Annotated in this window: 15 protein-coding genes; 6 read left to right on the top strand and 9 right to left on the bottom strand. The window is 68.4% G+C overall.

Features of this window, described 5'->3' with window-relative positions; genetic code table 11:
• On the top strand, positions 1 to 374 hold a 374-nt coding region (locus MEICH_RS23040), incomplete at its 5' end, for a hypothetical protein (protein ID WP_036218145.1).
• A 16-nt stretch (positions 375 to 390) separates the two neighbouring features.
• The gene (locus MEICH_RS0101780; protein WP_027891202.1) at positions 391 to 1,392 is read left to right on the top strand and encodes a DNA topoisomerase IB; all 1,002 of its coding nucleotides are present in this window, start codon (positions 391 to 393) and stop codon (positions 1,390 to 1,392) included.
• 223 nt (positions 1,393 to 1,615) lie between these two features.
• Here MEICH_RS0101780 and malQ read toward each other — a convergent pair whose 3' ends face one another.
• Entirely contained in the window at positions 1,616 to 3,115 is a 1,500-nt protein-coding gene (gene malQ, locus MEICH_RS0101785; protein WP_027891203.1) for a 4-alpha-glucanotransferase, read from the bottom strand.
• Positions 3,116 to 3,870: 755 nt separating this feature from the next.
• Between malQ and MEICH_RS28330 the strand changes: the two genes are divergently transcribed.
• Positions 3,871 to 7,920: a prealbumin-like fold domain-containing protein gene (locus MEICH_RS28330; RefSeq protein ID WP_157202564.1), complete on the top strand. Its 4,050-nt coding sequence runs from the start codon at positions 3,871 to 3,873 to the stop codon at positions 7,918 to 7,920.
• Positions 7,921 to 7,989: 69 nt separating this feature from the next.
• Here the strand turns inward: MEICH_RS28330 and MEICH_RS0101795 are convergent, their stop codons facing one another.
• The 8 genes from MEICH_RS0101795 to MEICH_RS0101830 all read right to left on the bottom strand — a co-directional run bounded on the left by MEICH_RS0101795 (position 7,990) and on the right by MEICH_RS0101830 (position 16,046).
• Positions 7,990 to 9,822 carry an Ig-like domain-containing protein gene (locus MEICH_RS0101795; RefSeq protein WP_157202565.1) on the bottom strand — a complete coding sequence of 611 codons (1,833 nt, stop codon included), beginning with the start codon at positions 9,820 to 9,822 and terminating at the stop codon, positions 7,990 to 7,992.
• A gap of 294 nt (positions 9,823 to 10,116) precedes the next feature.
• A complete protein-coding gene (locus MEICH_RS0101800) occupies positions 10,117 to 10,989 on the bottom strand; it encodes a 3-hydroxyacyl-CoA dehydrogenase family protein (RefSeq protein ID WP_027891205.1) in 873 nt (290 codons plus the stop codon).
• Positions 10,990 to 11,046: 57 nt separating this feature from the next.
• Positions 11,047 to 11,949, bottom strand: coding sequence for a DMT family transporter (locus tag MEICH_RS0101805; protein WP_027891206.1), 903 nt, complete (start codon positions 11,947 to 11,949; stop codon positions 11,047 to 11,049).
• A gap of 76 nt (positions 11,950 to 12,025) precedes the next feature.
• Positions 12,026 to 12,745: a DUF1990 domain-containing protein gene (locus MEICH_RS0101810; protein WP_027891207.1), complete on the bottom strand. Its 720-nt coding sequence runs from the start codon at positions 12,743 to 12,745 to the stop codon at positions 12,026 to 12,028.
• Positions 12,738 to 13,289, bottom strand: a complete 552-nt coding sequence (locus tag MEICH_RS0101815) for a DUF1990 family protein (RefSeq protein ID WP_027891208.1) — start codon at positions 13,287 to 13,289, stop codon at positions 12,738 to 12,740. The genes MEICH_RS0101810 and MEICH_RS0101815 overlap by 8 nt, the downstream gene beginning before the upstream one ends.
• A gap of 135 nt (positions 13,290 to 13,424) precedes the next feature.
• Positions 13,425 to 13,931, bottom strand: a complete 507-nt coding sequence (locus MEICH_RS23050) for a DUF402 domain-containing protein (RefSeq protein WP_036218149.1) — start codon at positions 13,929 to 13,931, stop codon at positions 13,425 to 13,427.
• Between the two features lie 297 nt (positions 13,932 to 14,228).
• A complete protein-coding gene (locus MEICH_RS0101825; RefSeq protein WP_027891209.1) occupies positions 14,229 to 15,188 on the bottom strand; it encodes a branched-chain amino acid transaminase in 960 nt (319 codons plus the stop codon).
• Positions 15,189 to 15,239: 51 nt separating this feature from the next.
• Positions 15,240 to 16,046 carry a DciA family protein gene (locus MEICH_RS0101830; protein ID WP_027891210.1) on the bottom strand — a complete coding sequence of 269 codons (807 nt, stop codon included), beginning with the start codon at positions 16,044 to 16,046 and terminating at the stop codon, positions 15,240 to 15,242.
• Between the two features lie 115 nt (positions 16,047 to 16,161).
• Between MEICH_RS0101830 and MEICH_RS0101835 the strand changes: the two genes are divergently transcribed.
• Genes MEICH_RS0101835 through MEICH_RS0101845 form a run of 3 tightly spaced genes read left to right on the top strand, consistent with a single transcriptional unit; the run spans position 16,162 to position 18,989 of the window.
• Complete coding sequence (locus MEICH_RS0101835) at positions 16,162 to 16,497, top strand: ArsR/SmtB family transcription factor (protein ID WP_027891211.1); 336 nt, start codon at positions 16,162 to 16,164, stop codon at positions 16,495 to 16,497.
• Positions 16,497 to 18,203: a SulP family inorganic anion transporter gene (locus MEICH_RS0101840; RefSeq protein WP_036218645.1), complete on the top strand. Its 1,707-nt coding sequence runs from the start codon at positions 16,497 to 16,499 to the stop codon at positions 18,201 to 18,203. The genes MEICH_RS0101835 and MEICH_RS0101840 overlap by 1 nt, the downstream gene beginning before the upstream one ends.
• Before the next feature lie 33 nt (positions 18,204 to 18,236).
• Positions 18,237 to 18,989, top strand: coding sequence for a sulfite exporter TauE/SafE family protein (locus tag MEICH_RS0101845; protein ID WP_027891213.1), 753 nt, complete (start codon positions 18,237 to 18,239; stop codon positions 18,987 to 18,989).
• Positions 18,990 to 19,075: the final 86 nt, after the last annotated feature.

A 19,075-nucleotide genomic window follows, 5' to 3' on the forward strand; every position in this document is an offset into this window, starting at 1 on the left:
GCCGGGCCTGGGCCGGGCTCGCCCTGGCGGTGGGTGCCGGGGTCGTGACCCTGCTGTGGGTGCGCCCCACCGAGCGCCCCGCCAGCGAGCCGTGGGTGCTGTGGTTCGCCGCGGCCACGGTGCTGCTGGGCTGGGCCGCGCTGCTGGTGTGGATGTGGCAGAAGCCGCTGTCGAAGGCCGACGACGGCCGTCCGCTCGAGTACGAGCGCCTGCTGGGGGCGAGGGCGTTGGTGGCCCTCGCCACGCTGCTGTTGGTGTGGACCACCGGCTTCCTGCCGCTGCTGGCGCTGGGCTGGGTCGGGATCTTCGGGGCGGTGGCCGCGGCCACCGCTCAGGCTTGGGTCAGCGGCCCTTCAGAGACGCATAAGCCCTGACGGACAGCATGTTCTCATGCTCGGCCGCACCGATGGCTTGCAGGAGCACTACTACCGGCGCGAGGGCGACGCGGCCGGGAGCTTCCGCTACTACCTCCCCGACGGCCACGAGCTGACCGACCCGGCCGAGCTCGAGCGCATCGCCAAGCTCGCGGTCCCGCCCGGCTACACCGACGTCTACATCTCCCCCGACCCCGACGCCGAGCTCCAGGCCTTCGGGCGCGACAAGGCCGGGCGCCTGCAGTACCGCTACCACCCCGACTTCCTCCAGGCCAACAGCGAGGCCAAGTGGCAGCGCCTGGTGCGCTTCGCCCGCTGCCTGGGGCCGCTACGGGCCGCCAGCGGCGCCGACCTGCGGCGCAGCGGCCTCGAGCCGCGCAAGGTGATGGCCCTCATGACCCGCCTACTCTACGTCGCGCGTTTCCGCGTCGGCTCGGACGCCTACGCCCGGGCGCACAAGACCTACGGGCTGACCACCCTGCGCCACTCGCACGCCCGGGTCGAGGGCAACACCGTGGAGTTCCGCTTCAAGGGCAAGCACGGCATCTGGCAGCACAAGCTCACCACCGACCAGACCATCGCCAAGAACGTGGCCCAGCTCAAGGAATTGCCCGGCCCCTGGCTGTTCCAAGCGCTCGTCGAGGGCGGCCGGGCCCGCATCCGGGCCCAGCAGCTCAACGCCTACATCCGCGAGGTGATGGGCCCCTTCACCGCCAAGGACTTCCGCACCTGGGGCGGCACCCTGCTGGCCGCGGAGTTCCTGGCCGACCAGGGCCCGCCCCAGAGCGACCGCCAGGCCCGCAAGACCCTGGTCGAGTGCGTCAAGCACGTGGCCGCCGACCTCGGCAACACCCCCGCGGTGGTGCGCGCGCACTACGTCTGCCCCAAAGTCTTCGACTTCTACCTCGAAGGCCGCGTCCTCGACGACTTCGAACCCAGCGCCACCCGCCGCAAGGCCAGCGGCGAGGACGGCCTCAACCGCTCCGAACTCGCCCTCAAGCGGCTGCTCGAGGCGTGAGAATGAGCGAGCCGTCAGCCTGGGGCTTGTGGCTTGCGGTTCGCCCCTCCCCACCCACGTCGAGGGCCGGGGGCCAAGGCGTCTTGCGTCTTGCGTTTTGCGTACGACGTACGACATGCGTTTTGCGTTTTGCGTTTTGCGTTTTGCGTTTCGCGTTTCGCGTTTCGCGTCTTGCGTCTCGCGTCTTGCGTTTAGCTATGGGCTATCGGCGCCCCGCGTTCCGTCACCGCCCCGTCGCCACCGCCAACGCCTTCAGCCGTCCGGCGTGCTCGAGGGCGAGGTCTTCGGGGGAGTAACGCCACGACCAGTAGCCGCCCACCTTGCCGGGGTAGTTCATGCGGGAGTCGGTGTCCAGGCCGAAGACGTCCTGCAGCGGCACCACGGCCAGCTTGGCCGGGCTCTTGAAGGCCAGGGTGATGAGCGCCCAGGGCACGTCGGCGGGGGAGTCGAAGGTGATGTCGTTGTCCTGGAGGTAGGAGCGCATGAACTCCTTCTCCTCCTCGGGGGCGGTCTTGTACCAGCCTAACGTGGTGTCGTTGTCGTGGGTGCCGGTGTAGGTGATGACGTTGCCGCTTTCGGGGTAGTTGTGGGGGAGGAAGGGGTTGGTCTCGTCGGAGAAGGCGAACTGCAAGATCTTCATGCCGGGGAAGCCGAAGCCGTCGCGCAGGGCCTCGACCTCGGGGGTGATCACGCCCAGGTCCTCGGCGATGATGGGCGCGTCGCCCAGCGCGGCGCGCACCGCCTGGAACAGCGCCTCGCCCGGGGCCTTCACCCACTGCCCGTTGACGGCGGTGTGGGCGTCGCCGGGGATCTCCCAGTAGGCCTCGAAGCCGCGGAAGTGGTCGATGCGCACCAGGTCGCAGGTCTCGAGGCTCTGCCGGATGCGGGCGATCCACCAGCCGAAGCCCTCGGCCTGCATCACGTCCCATCGGTAGAGCGGGTTGCCCCACAGTTGCCCGGTCTCGCTGAAGTAGTCGGGCGGGACCCCCGCCACCACGCTCGGGGTGCCGTCGGGGTTGAGGTAGAAGTAGTGCGGGTTGGCCCACACGTCGCTGGAGTCGTAGGCCACGAAGATGGGCATGTCCCCGATGATGCGGATGCCCTTCTGCGCGGCGTAGGCCCGCAGCTCGGCCCAGGAGGCGTAGAAGAGCCACTGGGTCCACGCGTGCATCCCCACCTCCTCGGCCAGCTCGAGGCGCGCGGCCTCGAGCGCCTGCGGCTCCCGGCGGACGAGCTCGGGGCTCCACTCGTTCCAGGGCTTGCCGCCGAACTTGTTTTTCAGCGCCATGAACAGCGCGTAGTCGGCCAGCCAGCCCGCTTCCTTCTGCTCGAAAGCGGCAAAAGCGCTCTTGTCGGCCTCACCGGCCCGGGCCACGAAGCCCGCGTAGGCCCGGCGCAGCAGCGGCCAGCGGGTGTCGTAGAGCCAGCCGTAATCGACCTTGTGGGCGGGGTAGGCCGGGGGGTCTTCGGGCTCGAGCCAGCCCTTGGCGATGAGCAGCTCGGGGTCGATGAGGTAGGGGTTGCCGGCGAAGGCCGAGAAGGACTGGTAGGGCGAGTCGCCGTAGCTCGTAGGCCCCAGCGGCAGCACCTGCCACCACCGCGCCCCCGTGCCCGCCAGCCAGTCGATGAAATTGCGAGCCTCCTGGCCCAGCGCGCCGATCCCCCAACGGCCAGGGAAGCTGGTAGGGTGGAGCAATATCCCGAAGCTGCGTTGTAAGTCCATAGCCCCAGCATACCGGGTACGGTGGAAGCGTTTCTATAGCCTCGCCCAGAACGGACGCACCCCCACCGCGACGGCCGGGGTCGATGCCGTGCCATCGCGGGACAGGCCCCCAGGCATCGGATATTTCCCAGCAAGCCACCCCGGGCCGAACGGGTTGCGCGAGGGGCATTTCGTTCATCCCGCCCGGACGCCCAATTTGGAGGGGTGAACGGGCAAAATCGAACCGATCCCTGGTGAAGCCAATACCCGTCGTTTCTTTATCCAGACCGGATTGAACCCCTTCTCCACCCAAATTGGGCCCCCGTTCGGAATACAGGATTAGGATTTTATAAAATATGGATGAGAACCAGGCAAAAAATGCTATAATCCTTGTGGTCGGGATAATTGACGTTCGTATCGGCGGGCAAGGGAGTCCGGCTGTAGGCGTATTGGTCGTGGCATCTGTATAAAACCCAGCGAAGTCTAGTTGCCTACCAGGGAAGGAAGAAAGGGGGGACGGCGGGGCATTGTGACCCAATAGGCACACGCAACCCTCGGTGGTTGAGAACAGTCTTTCCCAATAGGAATGGCTGTATTCCGTAGATTTGTCGAAAAAATGGGAGATAGAGGCATTTGCGCTGCGCTGGAGGACGATTAGCTCGGCTCGAGGCAGCATGCGAGGGTATTAACACGGCATTGTGGCGGCATGCCTGCCGGTCGTAACCCGGAACCTGTGCGGGGCAGGCCGATCAGGGGCCTGCAAACCGAGGTAACCCATGAATTCACTCGCCAAAGCCTGGCTTTTGCTGGTGCTGGTGGCTCTTCTCGCGGCGTGCGCCAAGAACGCGCCCAAAGCTACACAACCCGTCAACAACCCCAACGCGGCAGGCTTATCCGTGCCCATCGCGAGCTTCGTCATAAAGCCCAACCCTCCCAGCGGGGTCAATTTCACGCTCGAGGGCTGCAGGAACAACGGGGACATAACCTTCCCCCCCTCCGGGCCGTTCGTCTGTCCCGACGCCGCCTACACCACCGGCAACCTCGGGAAGGGCTGGAACGAACTCGACCTCGTACCCCACCGCGTCACCATCGACGCGGGGAACTCCGCCCCGGCCTCCAGCACCTACACGTTCGTCGTGGTCCTCGACGCCAAGAACGGCGGCCACCCCGGCTACGACGTCCTGTCCGAACCGACCCTCAACGCCGCGCTCTCCAACGCGGCGTGTTCCGCGGCCGTCGTCAGCGACGAAGGGATCGCCAACCCGGGGCTCGGGGGCATAGACGAGTCCCGCTACCGCCTGGTGACCATTACCAACCAGCCGAAGAACACGACGTGCGTCTACGATTACTACGGCCGTCTGGCCCTGGGCTCCCACCTGTTCCCCGGCTCCTCCCTGCACGCCAACTTGGCCCTGGTCGATCGGGACAAAAACGGGCAGCCCCTGAGCCCTCTCCAGATCACCACCCAGGGCATCGGCGCCAGGGACGTCTCGATCCCGGTCAAGGAGATCTTGCCCCAGGAACTCGACAAGACCATGGCGGGCTCGCAGGGCCAGGATCACATATGGGACCTCACCAAGGAGCCTAGCCCCGCCACCGTCAGCTTCGGCAACACCTGCGACGCCAACGAGCCCACGGCCAAGCAGGTCCAGATCAAGATCACCTGGGAACGCAAGCCGGCGACTTTGGGCAACATCACCGTCATCACCAAGGTGTACGCCACCAACCCGGCCGCCCGGGTCATCACCGTACAGGTGAGCGACCAGATCCGTTCCGGCACCAGCGTGCTGGACACCGCAACAGGGTCAGCCGTGGACGTACCGGCCAACACCACCAACTACCTGGTACTGACCCACACCCTCACCGTCCCCAGCGGAACCTCCAACCTCAACGACGTCGCGACGGCGACCTACATCGACAAGATCACGGGGGTCCCCGTACCGGGCCAGACCACCGCCACCGCCACCGCCGACATCTCATTGGCCGCGCCCACCAACAGCACCGCCACCATCTCCGACTCCGAGAGCATCACCGGCGCCGGGCTCACCTTCTCCGCCGACGCCTTCTCCGGCGCCTCGGGAAGCTTCGCGGGCTATACCGCCGGAACCCCGACGACCGGCCCGGTCGTCTGGAACTCCAACACCCAGCCGGGGAGCGCGTCGGTGGTGTTCGACAAGCGGGTGTACGTGACCACCGCCACCTCCACCAGCGGCAGCCTCTCCGACACCGCCACCCTCACCGCTTCCCACGGCTTCACCACCAGCGCCAACGCCAACATCAACGTCTCGGCCGACGTGCGGGTGAGCCTCACCATCAACAAGACGATCCCCAACGTGCTGCAAGCGGGCGAGACCCAGACCTTTAACTTCGCCGTTAAGGACTCCAACGGCGTGGTGGTCGATTCGCCGTCCATCACCTTCGGGCCCGGCGAAACCACCAAGTCGGCGACGGTGGGCAACCTGGCCCCCGGGAGCTACACGGTCTCCGAGACCACCGCCTCGGGCTGGGCCCCCCAGGGCGACCAGTCCGTGGGCATCAACCCCGTGTCCGGCGACCTCAGCACCTGCTCCGGCAAGGTCACGTTCAACAACCAGCTCCAACCGGCGCTCGCCAAGGCCAAGAAGGTCACGGTCCCCGCGGGCAACGAGGGCGATTGGGAGATGATCCTCACCGGCCCCGGCACCCCGGCGGGCGGGGAGAAGGTCAAGACCAACGCCAGCGGCGACGCGACGTTCACCACCGTGCTGCAGGAGGGCTCCTACACCATCACCGAGACCCTGAAAACCGGCTTCGACCAGACCGGCACCAGCGGCGACTGCAGCTTCAGCGTGAAGTACCCGGCCGACGGCGGTAGGGTGTTCAGCTGCACCATCACCAACACCCAGCGCGGCAAGATCATCGTCAAGAAGGTGACCGACCCCAGCGGCAGCGCGCAGAGCTTCGAGTTCACCCCGAGCTACAACGGCGGGGCGAAATTCAGCCTGGGCGACGGCCAGTCCAACGACAGCGGCCTGCTGGCTCCCGGCACCTACTCGGTGAGCGAGGCCGTGCCGGCGGGTTGGGACCTCACCAGCGCGACCTGCGACGACGGCAGCGCGGTAGACGCCATCGGCCTGGGCGCGGGCGAGACCGTCACCTGCACCTTCAAGAACACCCAGCGCGGGCACCTCATCGTGGATAAGGTGACCGCGCCCGCGGGCGACCCGCAGAGCTTCAACTTCACCACCGGCGGCAGCGGCTACAGCGGCTTCAGCCTGACCGACGCGGCCGCCCCCAACGACCAGGAGCTCAAGCCGGGGACCTACTCGGTGACCGAAACCGTGCCCGCAGGTTGGGCTCTGACCAGCGCCACCTGCGACAACGGCAATCCGGTGAGCGCTATCGTGCTGGGCGCGGGCCAGACCGTCAAGTGCACCTTCACCAACACCAAAAACGCCACCATCATCGTCAAGAAGGTGATGGTAGGCGGCACGGGCTCGTTCAGCTTCAGCGGCACCCCCTCCGGCTCCATCAACACCAACGGCGGCACCCTCTCGGCCAGCGTGGCCCCCGGGGAGTACGTCTCCACCGAGACCGTGCCCGCGGGTTGGGACCTCACCGGCGTGGTCTGTGACGACGCCAACAGCACCGGCGATGCAGCGGCGGCCAAGGCCACCTTCAGGGCCGAGGCCGGCGAGACGGTGACCTGCACCTTCACCAACACCAAGCGCGGCAGCATCACCGTCGTCAAGAACACCGTGGGCGGGAACGGGACCTTCAACTACACGAGCAACTTCGGGGTCAGCGCCCTGACGACCGTGGGCGGGACCGCCAGCCAGACCGCTACCAACCTCGTCCCCGGCTCCTACAGCATCAGCGAGAGTGACCCGGCGCCCGCCTTCGACTTCACCAGCCTGCAGTGCACCGACCCCAGCGGCGGCACCACCATCCAGGGCCGCACCGCGTCCATCGACCTCGCCCCGGGTGAGAACGTCAAGTGCACCTACACCAACACCGCTCGAGGCAAGATCCTCGTCAAGAAGATCACCAAGCCCGCCGGGGCGTCGACGAGCTTCACCTTCAACACCAGCGGGGCTGGCTACAGCGGCTTCTCGCTGGCGGACGGCCAGACCAACGACTCCGGCTACCTGGTGCCCGGGACTTACACCGCCAAAGAACTGGTGCCGCTGGGTTGGGTGCTCACCGGGATCGGCGGCTCCACCGACCCCAACACCCCCTACAACTGCACCGTCACCGGCAGCGGCGGTAGCAGCGGCGTCGGCGACCTGAACACCCAGACCGTCACCGTCTCCCTCAAGCCCGGCGACGTCGTGACCTGCGTGTTCGAGAACACGGGCCAGGGCGTGACCCGCACCCAGGGCTTCTGGGCCACGCACCCGCAGCTCGCCAACATCGCCTGGTTCGGCGGAACGGCGTTCGGGCACACGTTCCCCGGCGTGGCGTCGGCCGTCGGTGATGCCCTGCTGTGCGCGCGTCCGATCGACACGCTGGGCAAGCTGATGGGCGGCTTCTGGAGCGACATCTCCAAAAAGACCACCAACGCCAAGCGCTCCTCGCTCGACCAGGCCAGGATGCAGCTCCTGCAGCAGTTGCTGGCGGCGGAGTTGAACGCCTCGGCCTTCGGCAGCGTGCCCAGCACGGGAAGCTTCGCGGCGTGGGAGAGCGCCTACTGCGGCACTGACCAGAACGCCATCCAGACCGCCCAGCAGCAGGCCGCCTCCTTCAACAGCGCAGGCGATAGCGGCACCTTCACGCCCGGAACCTCGGCCGACAGCAAGACCGCGAGGTCGATAGCCGACCGGGCTTTCTGGGACACCCTCCCGTAGCGCATCGGCGGTATTACGGCTCCAAGCGGGCGGAGGGCCCGGCACGTGCCGGGCCCTCCGCCCTTGCCCTCAAGGCCTGGCCCAGACGTTCTGGAAGAAGTCCTTGAGGCCGCTGACCTCGCGGGGGTCGGCCACGTCGGGGTTGATGTAGGCCATCTGGGCGATGGCGGTCGGGGTGCCGAAGAGCATGCGGTAGTCGTCGGCGATCATCTCGGTCCTGCTCCAGTTGTAGCTCGAGTCCAGCCGCGGGTCGCCCGCGATGCCCCGGGCGTTGAGGTAGCTGCTCCAGTCGCCCTGGCGGGAGAGGTAGAGGTGGTAAAGCGTCCAGACGTGGCCGTACTCGTGGGCCAGGACGGCGTCGGGGCGGTCGGTGAAGGCGTAGCCCGCCTTGGCCTGGAGGTAAAGGGTGGCCCTGAAGCCGGTGTACAGCCCGCCCGACTGCGACACGCTGGTGGCGGTGGAGGAAGGGTAGGTGGTCTGCACCTTGACGGTCAGCGACGGGCCGACGCGCTCGAGCTCGTAGGCGTTGGGCCTGAGCAGGTCGTAGATCTGCTGCGCCGTCCAGCCGCTGACGTCGGAGAAGATCTGGATGGTGACGCCCTCGGGCGTGACCAACTGTTCCTTGACCCCCGGCGGCAGCGAGGTGCTGTTGCTGACGTTGACGCCCAGGCTGGCGCTGGCGGTGTTGCCCGAGGTGTCGGTAGCCCGGACGGTGAGGGTGTGGGCCCCGTTGCCGAGGCCGGTGGTGTCGAGGGTGAAGCTCCAATTGGCCGTGCCCTGCGCCAGCCGGTAGGCCCCGCCGTCCACGCTCAGCTCCACCTTGGCGACCGCGACGTTGTCGCTCGCGGTCCCGGCCACGCTCACCGTGCCGCTCAGCGTGGCGCCCGCGGCGGGGCTGGTGAAGCCGACGGTCGGGTTGGTGGTGTCGGGCGGGGTGTAGGTCAGGGAGAGCGCGGCGGTGCCCTTGTTGCCGGCGGCGTCGTAGGCGTTGACCACGACGGCGTTGGCCCCGGCCGCCAGCCCGCCGAGCGCGAAGCTGAAGTTCAGCGTGGCCGCGCTGGTGATGCTCAGGTTCTGCTCGGCCCCGCCGTTGAGCTGGTAGGTCATGCGGGTCACGGCGACGTTGTCGCTCGCCTGGCCCTGCACCGTGACGCTCGAGCTGCTCAGCGTGGCGCCGTTGGCCGGGCTCGAGATGCTCACGGTGGGCGCGGTGCCGTCGGGCGGGGGAGCGGGGGGGCTGTAGACCACGCCGACCGAGCTCGAGCCCACGTTCCCGGCCGCGTCGTAGGCGTTGACGGTGAGGGTGTTGCCGCCCGCGACCAGCCCGCTGGCGGTGAAGCTGAAGTCGACCGAGGCGCTCTTGCTGATGCTCAGGCTCTGCTCGGGGCCGCCGTTGAGGCGGTAGGTGAGCCTGCTGACGGCCCGGTTGTCGGTCGCCCTGCCCTGCACGGTGACGCTCGAGCTGCTCAGCGTGGCGCCGTTGGCCGGGCTGGAGATGCTGACGACCGGCTTGATGGCGTCGCCGCCGTTGCCCCGGTTCACCTGGACCGTGGCGGTGCCGAAGTTCCCCGCCGCGTCGTAGGCACTCACCGTCAGGAGGTTGTCGCCGGGTTTGAGCCCCGCCACCTTGAACCCGAAGCCGGCCTTCCTCCCGGGGCCGACCCTGACCTCCCGCTCGGCCCCGCCGTTGAGCCGGTAGGTCAGCCTGACCACTCCCTGGTCGTCGCTCGCCTCGCCGAGCACGTCCAGGTCGTCCTGCTCGAGGCTGACCCCGGTCGCGGGGTAGCTGATGACTACGGCCGGCTTGGCCTGGTCCGAACCCGGGGGTTCGGCGGTCTCAGGGGTGCGCTGGCCGCAAGCCACGAGCACGACAGCCAGCGCTGAGAGAAGATATTGCCTCACCTGTCCTCCAAAATGGAGATTTGATAGTTAAACCCCGATAACGGGGAATACAGCCCATCTAAACACGGGGGCTCGGGCTCTTTTTTAGAGACCGTTAAAGGCCTCCTTGACGTTGAAGAAACGAAGAGAAACCCCCGATAATTGCGCCATAAAGGCAAGTTTTCGTTTGGCTATCAAAGCAAGTCCACCCACCTTCAATAAAGAAGGTGGGTGTTTTAGAAAAAGACTCCGGTTTCGCGCGAGAACCATTAACTCGAGGTTTAGCTTCCCCGGCCAATCGGGCTCGGGGGGAGCTCAGCCGATCTTGTTCCCTTTCTCGTCGTAGCGGTAGAAGCCGCGCCCGCTCTTGCGGCCGTAGAGCCCGGCCTGCACCATCTTGCGCAGCAGCGGGGAGGGGCGGTACTTGTCGTCGCCGAGGCCGCGGTGCAGCACCTCCATGATCGAGAGGCAGGTGTCGAGGCCGATGAAGTCGGCGAGGGTGAGGGGGCCCATGGGGTGGTTCATTCCCAGCTTCATCACCTGGTCGATGGCCTCGGGGGTGGCGACGCCCTCCATCACGCACTGGATGGCCTCGTTGAGCATAGGCAGCAGGATGCGGTTGGAGACGAAGCCGGGGTAGTCATTGACCTCGACCGGGGTCTTGCCCATCTTGCGGGCGGCCTCGAGCACGGCCTGGGTGGTCTCGTCGCTGGTGAGGTAGCCCCGGATCACCTCGACGAGCTCCATCAGGGGCACCGGGTTCATGAAGTGCATGCCGATGAAGCGCTCGGGGCGCCCGGTCGCGGCGGCCAGGCGGGTGATGGGGATGGAGGAGGTGTTGGAGGCCAGGATGGCCCCGGGCTTGACCAGGCGGTCGAGGTCGCGGAAGAGGTCGCTCTTGACCGCCTCGCTCTCGACGACGGCCTCGACGACGAGGTCGCAGTCGGCGAGGTCGGAGAGCTGGAGGGTGGTGCGGATGCGGCCCAGCGAGGCGTCGTGGGCGGCCTGGTCGAGGCGGCCCTTCTCCAGCAGCTTGCCTAAGGAGCGGCGTATGGTGTTCAGGCCGCGCTCGACGAAGCTGTCCTCGAGGTCGCGCAGCACCACCTCGTACCCGGCCTGCGCCGCCACCTGCGCGATGCCCGCGCCCATCTGCCCTGCGCCGACTACACCGATCTTGCGGATTTCCATAGCAGTGACTCCTTCCCGCACGATTCTACCGAGCGGGAGGGGGGGCGGAGGGGGAGGCTAGCGGCTGCCCTCGGCCTTGAGCCTGGGGGCTTCGGCGCTCCTGACCTTGCCCAGCGTGTTGACCACCACCACCCCGACCAGCGCGACGGCCCCGCCCACCATCGACAGCAGCGCGGGCACCTCGCCCAGCCAGACGAAGGCGATCAGGGTGGCGATGAGGGGGTTGACGTAGAGGAAGCTCGTGACCCTCGAGGCGGGCGCCCTCGAGAGCGCGTAGGACCAGGTGATGTAGGACAGCCCCCCCGGCAGAACCCCCAGGTAGACCACCGCCAGCGTGGCGGGGAGCGGGGCGGCCGCCACCTCCTGCGCCAGCCCGGGCAGGAAGACCAGCATCGGCAGCGTCCCCGCCCAGATGGAGTAGGCGGTGAATTGCAGCGCCGTGTAGCGGCGGTAGAAGGGCTTCTGCAGCACGAAGTACAGCGAGGTCGCCAGCGCGGCCAGCAGGATGAGGAGGGCCCCCGGCTGCAGCTCGAAGCCCCCGGGCTTGCCGAAGGCGATGAGCGCGACCCCCGTGAAGGCGATGGCGATGCCGGTCCAGCCCCACGGCGAGATCTCCTCCTTGAGCAGGTGGCGCGACAGCAGCGCCGTGAACACCGGCCCGCAGGCGATGAGCAGGGCGGCGGGGCCGGCCAGCACCGTGACCTGCCCGAAGTTGAGCGCGGTGTGGTAGACGGTGATCCCCAGGAAGCTCACGGCGAAGATGCCCGGCCAGTCCTGGCGCCGGGGAAGCGGCATCCGCACGGCCAGCGCGTAGATCAGCAGGGTGAGCGAGGCCACCAGGAAGCGCAGCAGGGTGAGGTGGCCGGGGGAGTAGGCCTCGAGCCCCGCCCGAATCCCCGCGAAGGCCGAGGCCCAGGGCAGAAGGGTCAGCACAATCGCCAGCAACGTCCGGGAATCCATTGTCAGAGTCTAATGGAGTCCGGCCGATTTGATCGATAGCCGAATTCCATTTGGCGAACCCGCCCCTGGCCCCTCCTCAGCGCCGGTCCTCGGCGATCTCCTCCATGCGGGCCTCGGCGGCGGGCTGGGCGCTGGCCGGCCGCACCGGCGGGGCCTCGCCCCCCGGCCGCCCGGTCGCCAGCTTCTCCTGCACCAGGGCCTGCACGCGCCGCATGGACTCGTGGGCGAAGCGCCGCTGCAGGCGCCGCCCGAACAGCCGGAAGCCCAGCGCGTAGAAGGGGTTGCGGATGGTCCCGGTGCGGGAGAAGGCGTGGATGCGGAAAAACACCTCGCCGCTGTCGAGCCGCTTGGCGACGGTGAACTCGATCTGGCCGCGCTCGAAGTGGCCCTCGAGCGTGGCGTAGTCGTAGCCCCACACCCGCTCGAGGCCCTGCCGGGTCTCGCGCAGCTCGTCCACCACGCCCCCCACCCGCACGCCGAAGAAGAAGGTGAAGCCCAGGAAACGCCCCCTCAGCAGCATGACCCGCTGCTCGAGGGGCCGCTCGGGGAGGAAGATGCCGGTGATGAGGCCGGGCGGGGGGAAGCGGTACTCGCGCAGCACCTCCTGCGCCGCGCGGAAGGAGCCCCCGGGCAGGGGCTCGCCGGGCGGCTCGGGGGGCAGGTCGGCCTCGTAGTCGTCGATGTTCCAGCCCGCCTCGCGGGTGTACTCGCTGCGGCGGCTGAGGTCGAGGTTGAGCGGGCGCCGCTCGAGCGCCTCCAACCGCTCGCGGTAGCGCTCGCGGGGGGGCTCAGCCACGCCCCAGCTCCTCCGTGACGACCTCGACCTTGCCCAGTTGCCGCCCGCCGCTGTACTTGACCACCCGCTTGCAGAAGGTCACCCACACCCGCTCCTGCACCATCTGCCCGAGCTTGAGGCTGGAGTAGGCCAGTTGCACCAGCCCGTCGCGCGAGCGCGCCCAGGACTCGATGCAAAAGCACAGCACCCCCGGCATCTCGGGGTCTTCCTCGAGGGTGAAGCGGATGTGCCCGGCCTCGGGGTGGCCCTTGAGCGTCAGCAGCGTGAAGGAGGTCTCCCCCACCTCCACCACCCGCACCGCCCCGTTCCAGGGCCCGAAGATGGTGATGTCGTACTCGTCGCCCACCTTCATGACCCAGGGGTGGCCGTGCCGCTTCTCGAAGTCGGCCAGTTGCGCCGGGGCTAAGCTCGCCAGGTTGGCCTTGACGAAGGCCATGAGCTCTCGCGGCGCCATGCGGGCGTCGGAAAAGCGCACCTGGTAGCGCCGGTGGAACAGCGCGCCGGTGCCGTCCCTGGCCGGTTGTGCCTCCTTGCCTCCCACCATCAGGGCAAGGCTAAGTGCGCCGAGTAAGCCCAATCTGTGCGCCAGTTGAGCGCGGGCTGATTGCCGGACGAACGGAAGCGGGCCACCCGCGGCCCTCACCCCGCTTCCCGCGCGGGGTGTTCGCGGGAGCCGCTCTCAAGAGAGCACCTCGAGCCCCCACCCCAGCTCGATCCCCCGGCCCCTGAACATGGCCGGCAGGTCGTTGCCGTGCTCGGCCAGCGCGTTGATGAGCTCGTGCAGCGCGGCGGTGGCCCAGGCCGCCTGCCGGTGCGAGATCAGGCCAGCCTCGAGCGCGGCGAAGAGCTCCTCCGTGTCGAGCACGCGCACCGCCCGCTCCCGGGTGACGCCCAAGTCGAGGTAGAGGTCCTGCACGCTCCACACGCTCCCCTCGCGCCGCACGCTCACGATGTCCACGTAGTACTCGCACCAGTGCTCCCCCTGGTGCGGCGTGAAGCGGCACACCTGCCACCCCGGCCCCGGCAGGATGTGCGCCTGCCAGTAGCGGTAGAGCGGGTGGTCGTAAAACGGCCGCTCGACGTACAGGCCGTGGGGGTGCTCGAGGTAGACCCGCACCGGGAAAGTGCCCGCCTTAACGGTGTGCGTCCGCGCGGCGAGGTCATGGATTTGCACTTTCAGGCCCATGAACCAGTCTACCGGATGGGAGCGGTCAGCTATCAGCCCTCAGCCCTCAGCGAAAGGCCCGTGGAGATCCCCTCCCCGTCCCTCCCCGCGCGCGGGTAGGGTTTATCCCCCCCAACCCCCCTTGCTAAGGGGGGGACAAGACGTCTTGCGTCTTGCGTCTTGCGTCTTGCGTCTTGCGTCTTGCGTCTTGCGTCTTGCGTTTTGCGTTTGGCGTCTTGCGTCTTGCGTTTGGCGTTTGGCGTTTTGCGTTTGGCTATCGGCTATCAGCTATCGACTATCGGCGCTCAGCGTTCACCCCTAACCCACGTACGTCAACCACGCCTCGTACTTAGGGTTCTGCCCCTGCACGGCCTCGAGGTACGCCTTGCGCAAGCGCATGGTGTGCTCGCCCGCGACGCCCCGGCCGATGGGGCGGCGGTCGAGGAAGGAGACGGGGGTGACCTCGGCGGCGGTGCCGACCATGAAGACCTCGTCGGCCATGTAGAGTTGGTCGCGGGTGGCGCGCACCTCGCGCACCTCGTAGCCCAGGTCGCGGGCGATGGTCATGACCGAGTCGCGGGTGATGCCCATGAGGTTGACGCCGTGCTCGATGGCGTAGAGGGTGCCGCCGCGGAGGAAGAAGATGTTCTCGCCCGAGCCCTCGGCCACGTAGCCCTCCTTGTCGAGCAGCAGGGCCTCGTCGGCCCCGGCGTGGTGGGCCTCGATGCGGGCGAGGGCGCTGTTGACGTAGTTGCCCCCGATCTTGGCCTTGCCGGGGAAGACGTTGGCGGGGAAGCGGGCCCAGCTCGAGGTCACCAGCTTGGCCCCCTTGCGCACGGCCTCGTCGCCCAAGTAGGTTCCCCACTCCCAGGCCGCGATCATCACCTCGGCGGGGTTGTTGGGCAGGGGGTTGACGCCCAGGCTCGTCGCGCCCATCCAGGCCAGGGGCCGGATGTAGCAGCTCTTGTAGCCGTTCTCGCGCACGACCTGCAAGATCCCCTCCCGGACGGCCTCGGGGGTGAAGGGGATCTCCATCATCATGACCTTGGCCGAGTGGAAGAGCCGTTCGACGTGCTCGTCGAGGCGGAACACCGCCGGGCCTTTGGGGGTCTCGTAGGCCCGGATGCCCTCGAAGACGCTGGTGCCGTAGTGCAGGGCGTGGGTCAGCACGCTGACCTTGGCCTCCTCCTGGGGCACCATCTGGCCGTTGAACCAGATCAGGCCCGCCTTCATCCGGGTCTCGCCGCCGTACGACTTGGGTTTGATCTCGGTGGACATCGTTCCTCCATGTGCCAGCCTATCGCGGCCCTGGCGCAGCAGATGCCCCGATCATACTTCTTTCAGCAGCGACTGTAGCGTTTCAGGCAGCAGGTGACGGTAAGCCGTCACATCCTTCTGGCCCGTCTGGAGCTGCAGGAAACGGCGGGCGGTGTCCTGGAGCATGGGCAGGAGCTGGGGCTCGCGCACGACCTGCGGCAGCAGCTCGCGCAGTTGGGCCTCGAGGTCGCGCCCGGCCAGGTAGCGCGCGGCCAGCAGCATCTCCCCGTCGAGGCGGCTGCTCAGGGGGCGGCGGGTCAGGCGGCGGGCCTCCTTCTCGATGAGGGGGTCTTTGAGGAGCCGCTGGCAGCTCTTGCAGGGGTTCTCGGGGCTGGGGGAGCCGCAGACGACGCAGGGGGGGTGCGGGCTGGCCTTCTGCCGCCGCACCACGGCCCGGGCGGCCTTGTAGATGGCGCCCTGCAGGGCCTCGGGCATCTGCTGGGCCAGCGCCCGCAGGCGGTCCTCCTCCTCCGAGGAGAGGGCGGGCAGGGGCACGATCTCGGGCTGGGCCTTCTTCTTGCCCTTGCTCGGCCGCCCCACGCTGAAGCGCAGCTCGTGCACCGCGCCCGGCAGCTTCTCGCGGTAGCGCCGCAGGAACTCCTCGCGCATGTAGGTGAGCTGGTGGCCCACCACCGAGTCGGAAACGCGCACGTAGAGCACGCCGTCCTCCAGCCGCTCGGCTTCGGTGAGCTGGCTGAGGCTCTCGCCCGCGATCTCGGGCCACAACGCCAGCGCCGCGCCGCGCTTGAAGCCGGACTCGAGGCCGTGTTGCTTGAGGGCCTGCCCTAAGAGGTCGCTGATCAATCGAGGCTTGCCCACGGTTCCATAGTCTATCGGCCGCCCGCCCCTTTCCAGGGCTGCGCCCGGCTGGATTAAGACGGCCGGCCGGGTTTTATTCATCACAACATTTGATTATTTGAATATATTAATTTACATGCCTTCCGCCCTGCACCGCTTCAAGGCCGAATTCTTCAAAGCCCTGGGCCACCCCGTGCGCCTCGCCGTCCTCGACGCGCTGCGCGAGGGTGAGAAGAGCGTGGGCCGGCTGGTGGAGGAGCTGGGCCTCGAGCAGTCCAGCCTCTCCCAGCAGCTCGGCGTCCTGCGCCAGCGCGGCTTCGTGGAAGCCCGCAAGGAGGGCACCAGCGTCTACTACCGCACCGCCGACCCCGACGTGTACGCCTTCCTCGACCTCGGGCGCGCCATCTTCGAGCGCCAGCTCGCCCAGTCGGGGGCCCTGCTGGCGCAGATCCGGGAAGAGGCCGGGGTGTGATGGCCGGGAAAAAGCCGTCCTGGGCCGGCAGCCTGGCCCTGCTCAACCCGCTCGAGGCCTGGCGCAGGGAGCTGCACGACTACAGCCTGGGCAAGTTCCAGCAGGACCTGCTGGCCGGGCTCACCGTGGGGGTGGTGGCCCTGCCGCTGGCCCTGGCCTTCGGCGTGACCAGCGGGGCGGGGGCGGCGGCGGGGCTGTTCACCGCCATCGCGGCCGGGGTGGTGGGCTCGGCCTTCGGCGGCTCGCGCTACAACATCACCGGGCCCACCGGGGCCATGACCGTGGTGCTGCTGCCCATCGTCGCGCAGTACGGCGTGGACAAGGTCTTTCTGGTGGGGATCATGGCCGGCCTCCTCCTGCTGGCCTCCGGGCTGCTGCGGCTGGGCCGCCTGGTGAGCCTGATCCCCTACCCCGTGGTCACCGGCTTCACCAACGGCATCGCCGTGGTGATCTTCCTGCAGCAGGTCCCCGGGCTGCTGGGGGTGCCCACCCCCAAGGGCGAGCACGTCCTGGGCGTGACGTGGGAGGCGCTGCGGGGCTACTTCCAGCAGCCCCAATTCGCCACCGTCCTCCTGACCCTGCTCACCGTCGCGGTCATCCTGGCGTGGGGCCGCTACGTCAGGCGCGTCCCCGGCAGCATCGTGGCCCTCGCCGCGGTGACGCTGGTGAGCCTGCTGTTCCCGGAGGTCCCGCGCGTCGGGGACATCCCCGGCACGCTCCCCGCGCCGCGCCTGCCGGAGTGGAGCCTCAGCGACGTGAGCCAGCTCTTCAGCCCGGCTCTGGCGGTGGCGCTGCTGGCGGGGATCGAGAGCCTGCTCTCGGCGGTGGTGGCCGACAGCATGACCATCCGCGAGAAGCACGACCCCGACCGCGAGCTCATCGGCTCGGGCCTGGCCAACCTCGTGGCCCCGGTCTTCGGCGGGATCCCGGCCACCGGGGCCATCGCCCGCACCGCCGTCAACGTGCGCTCGGGCGGCCAGACCCGGCTCGCCGGCATCCTGCACGCGCTGTTTTTGCTGCTGGTGGTGCTCTCGCTGGGCCCTTTGGCCCGGGTGATCCCCCTGGCGGCCCTGGCGGGCATCTTGATGGTCACGGCGGCGCGGATGGTGGAGTGGGAGGCGGTACGGGCCATCCTGCGCTCGACCAAGAGCGACCTCAGCACCATGCTCGTGACCATGGGCGTGACGGTGGCCTTCGACCTGGTGCTGGCCATCGAGGCGGGGCTGGTGCTGGCCGGGGTCCTCTTCATCCAGCGCATGAAGAACGCCCTCAGCGTCGAGCCGATGGACCTCACCCCCTCGGTGCCCGCCCACCTGGCCGTAGACCACGACCTGCTGCGCGAGCGGGTGGTGGCCTTCCGGGTGGAGGGGCCGCTGTTCTTTGCGGCCGCCGGGGAGTTCATCCAGAGCCTGACCCAGGTCAAGGACGTGGACGTGCTGATCCTGCGCCTGCGCCGGGTCAAGGTCATCGATGCCAGCGGGGCCAACGCCCTCCTGACCATGAAGGAGGCCCTCGAGCGCAAGGGCGTGAAGTTCCTGGTCTCGGGCCTGCAGCCGCAGCCGAGGGCGGTGCTCGAGCGCATGGGGCTCCTCGACGAGGTCACCGCCCACGGCCGCCACCTCTTCGAGACCACCGACGCCGCCATCGCCCACGCCTGGAGCCACGTCGAGCGCAGCCGCCCGGCCCGCCCCGGGCGCAGCGCCTGAAGCACCAAGCCCACAAGGCCCATAAAATCAGGCGTGCCGGAATTGAGCCCCCTCCACTGGTTCCTCGTCGCCCTGGCCGCGCTGATCGTGGGGGCCTCCAAGACCGGCCTTCCCGGCGGGGTGACGCTGGCCGTGGCCCTCTTCGCCCAGGTCTTCCCGGCCCGCGAGTCTACGGGCGCTTTGCTGCCGGTGCTGATCTGCGCCGACGTGCTGGCGGTGTGGCTGCTGCATAGGCGCCCCGACTGGCGCCTGCTGCTGCGCCTGTTCCCCTGGACCGCGCTGGGTGTGCTGCTGGGCTGGGGGCTGCTGGGCCGCATCGACGACGCCGGGCTGCGGCTGGTCATCGGCGTGCTGATCGTGGGCATGACGCTCTACCAGCTCGCCCAGCGCTTCCGGGGGCGCCCGGCCGCCCCCGCCCCCTCCGGCGCCTCCCCGCTGTTCACCGCCGGCATGGGCACGGCGGCGGGGGTCACCACCATGATCGCCAACGCGGCCGGGCCCTTCATGGCCCTCTACCTGCTGGCGATGCGGATGGGGAAGCTCGAGTTCGTGGTGGTCAACGCCTGGTTCTTTCTGGCGGTCAACAGCTTCAAGGTGCCCTTCGCCGCCAACCTGGGCCTCATCACCTGGGACTCCCTGCGCTTCAACCTGCTGCTGGTGCCGCTGGTGCTGGCCGGGGCCGTGCTGGGCCGCTGGATGCTGCGCCGCATCAACCAGCAGGCCTTCGAGCTGATGGTGCTGTGGCTGGCGCTGATCGGGGGGCTGCGGCTGCTGATGCCCGTGTAGGGCGGTTCCTGCGAATGCCCTGCACAGCCGTCCCGGCCGCGGGGGGAAAACGTGCGCAGAGACCCGAAGAGCGCTTCGCCAAGACG

This window comes from Calidithermus chliarophilus DSM 9957 (assembly GCF_000430045.1).
Taxonomy (GTDB): Bacteria; Deinococcota; Deinococci; order Deinococcales; family Thermaceae; genus Calidithermus; species Calidithermus chliarophilus.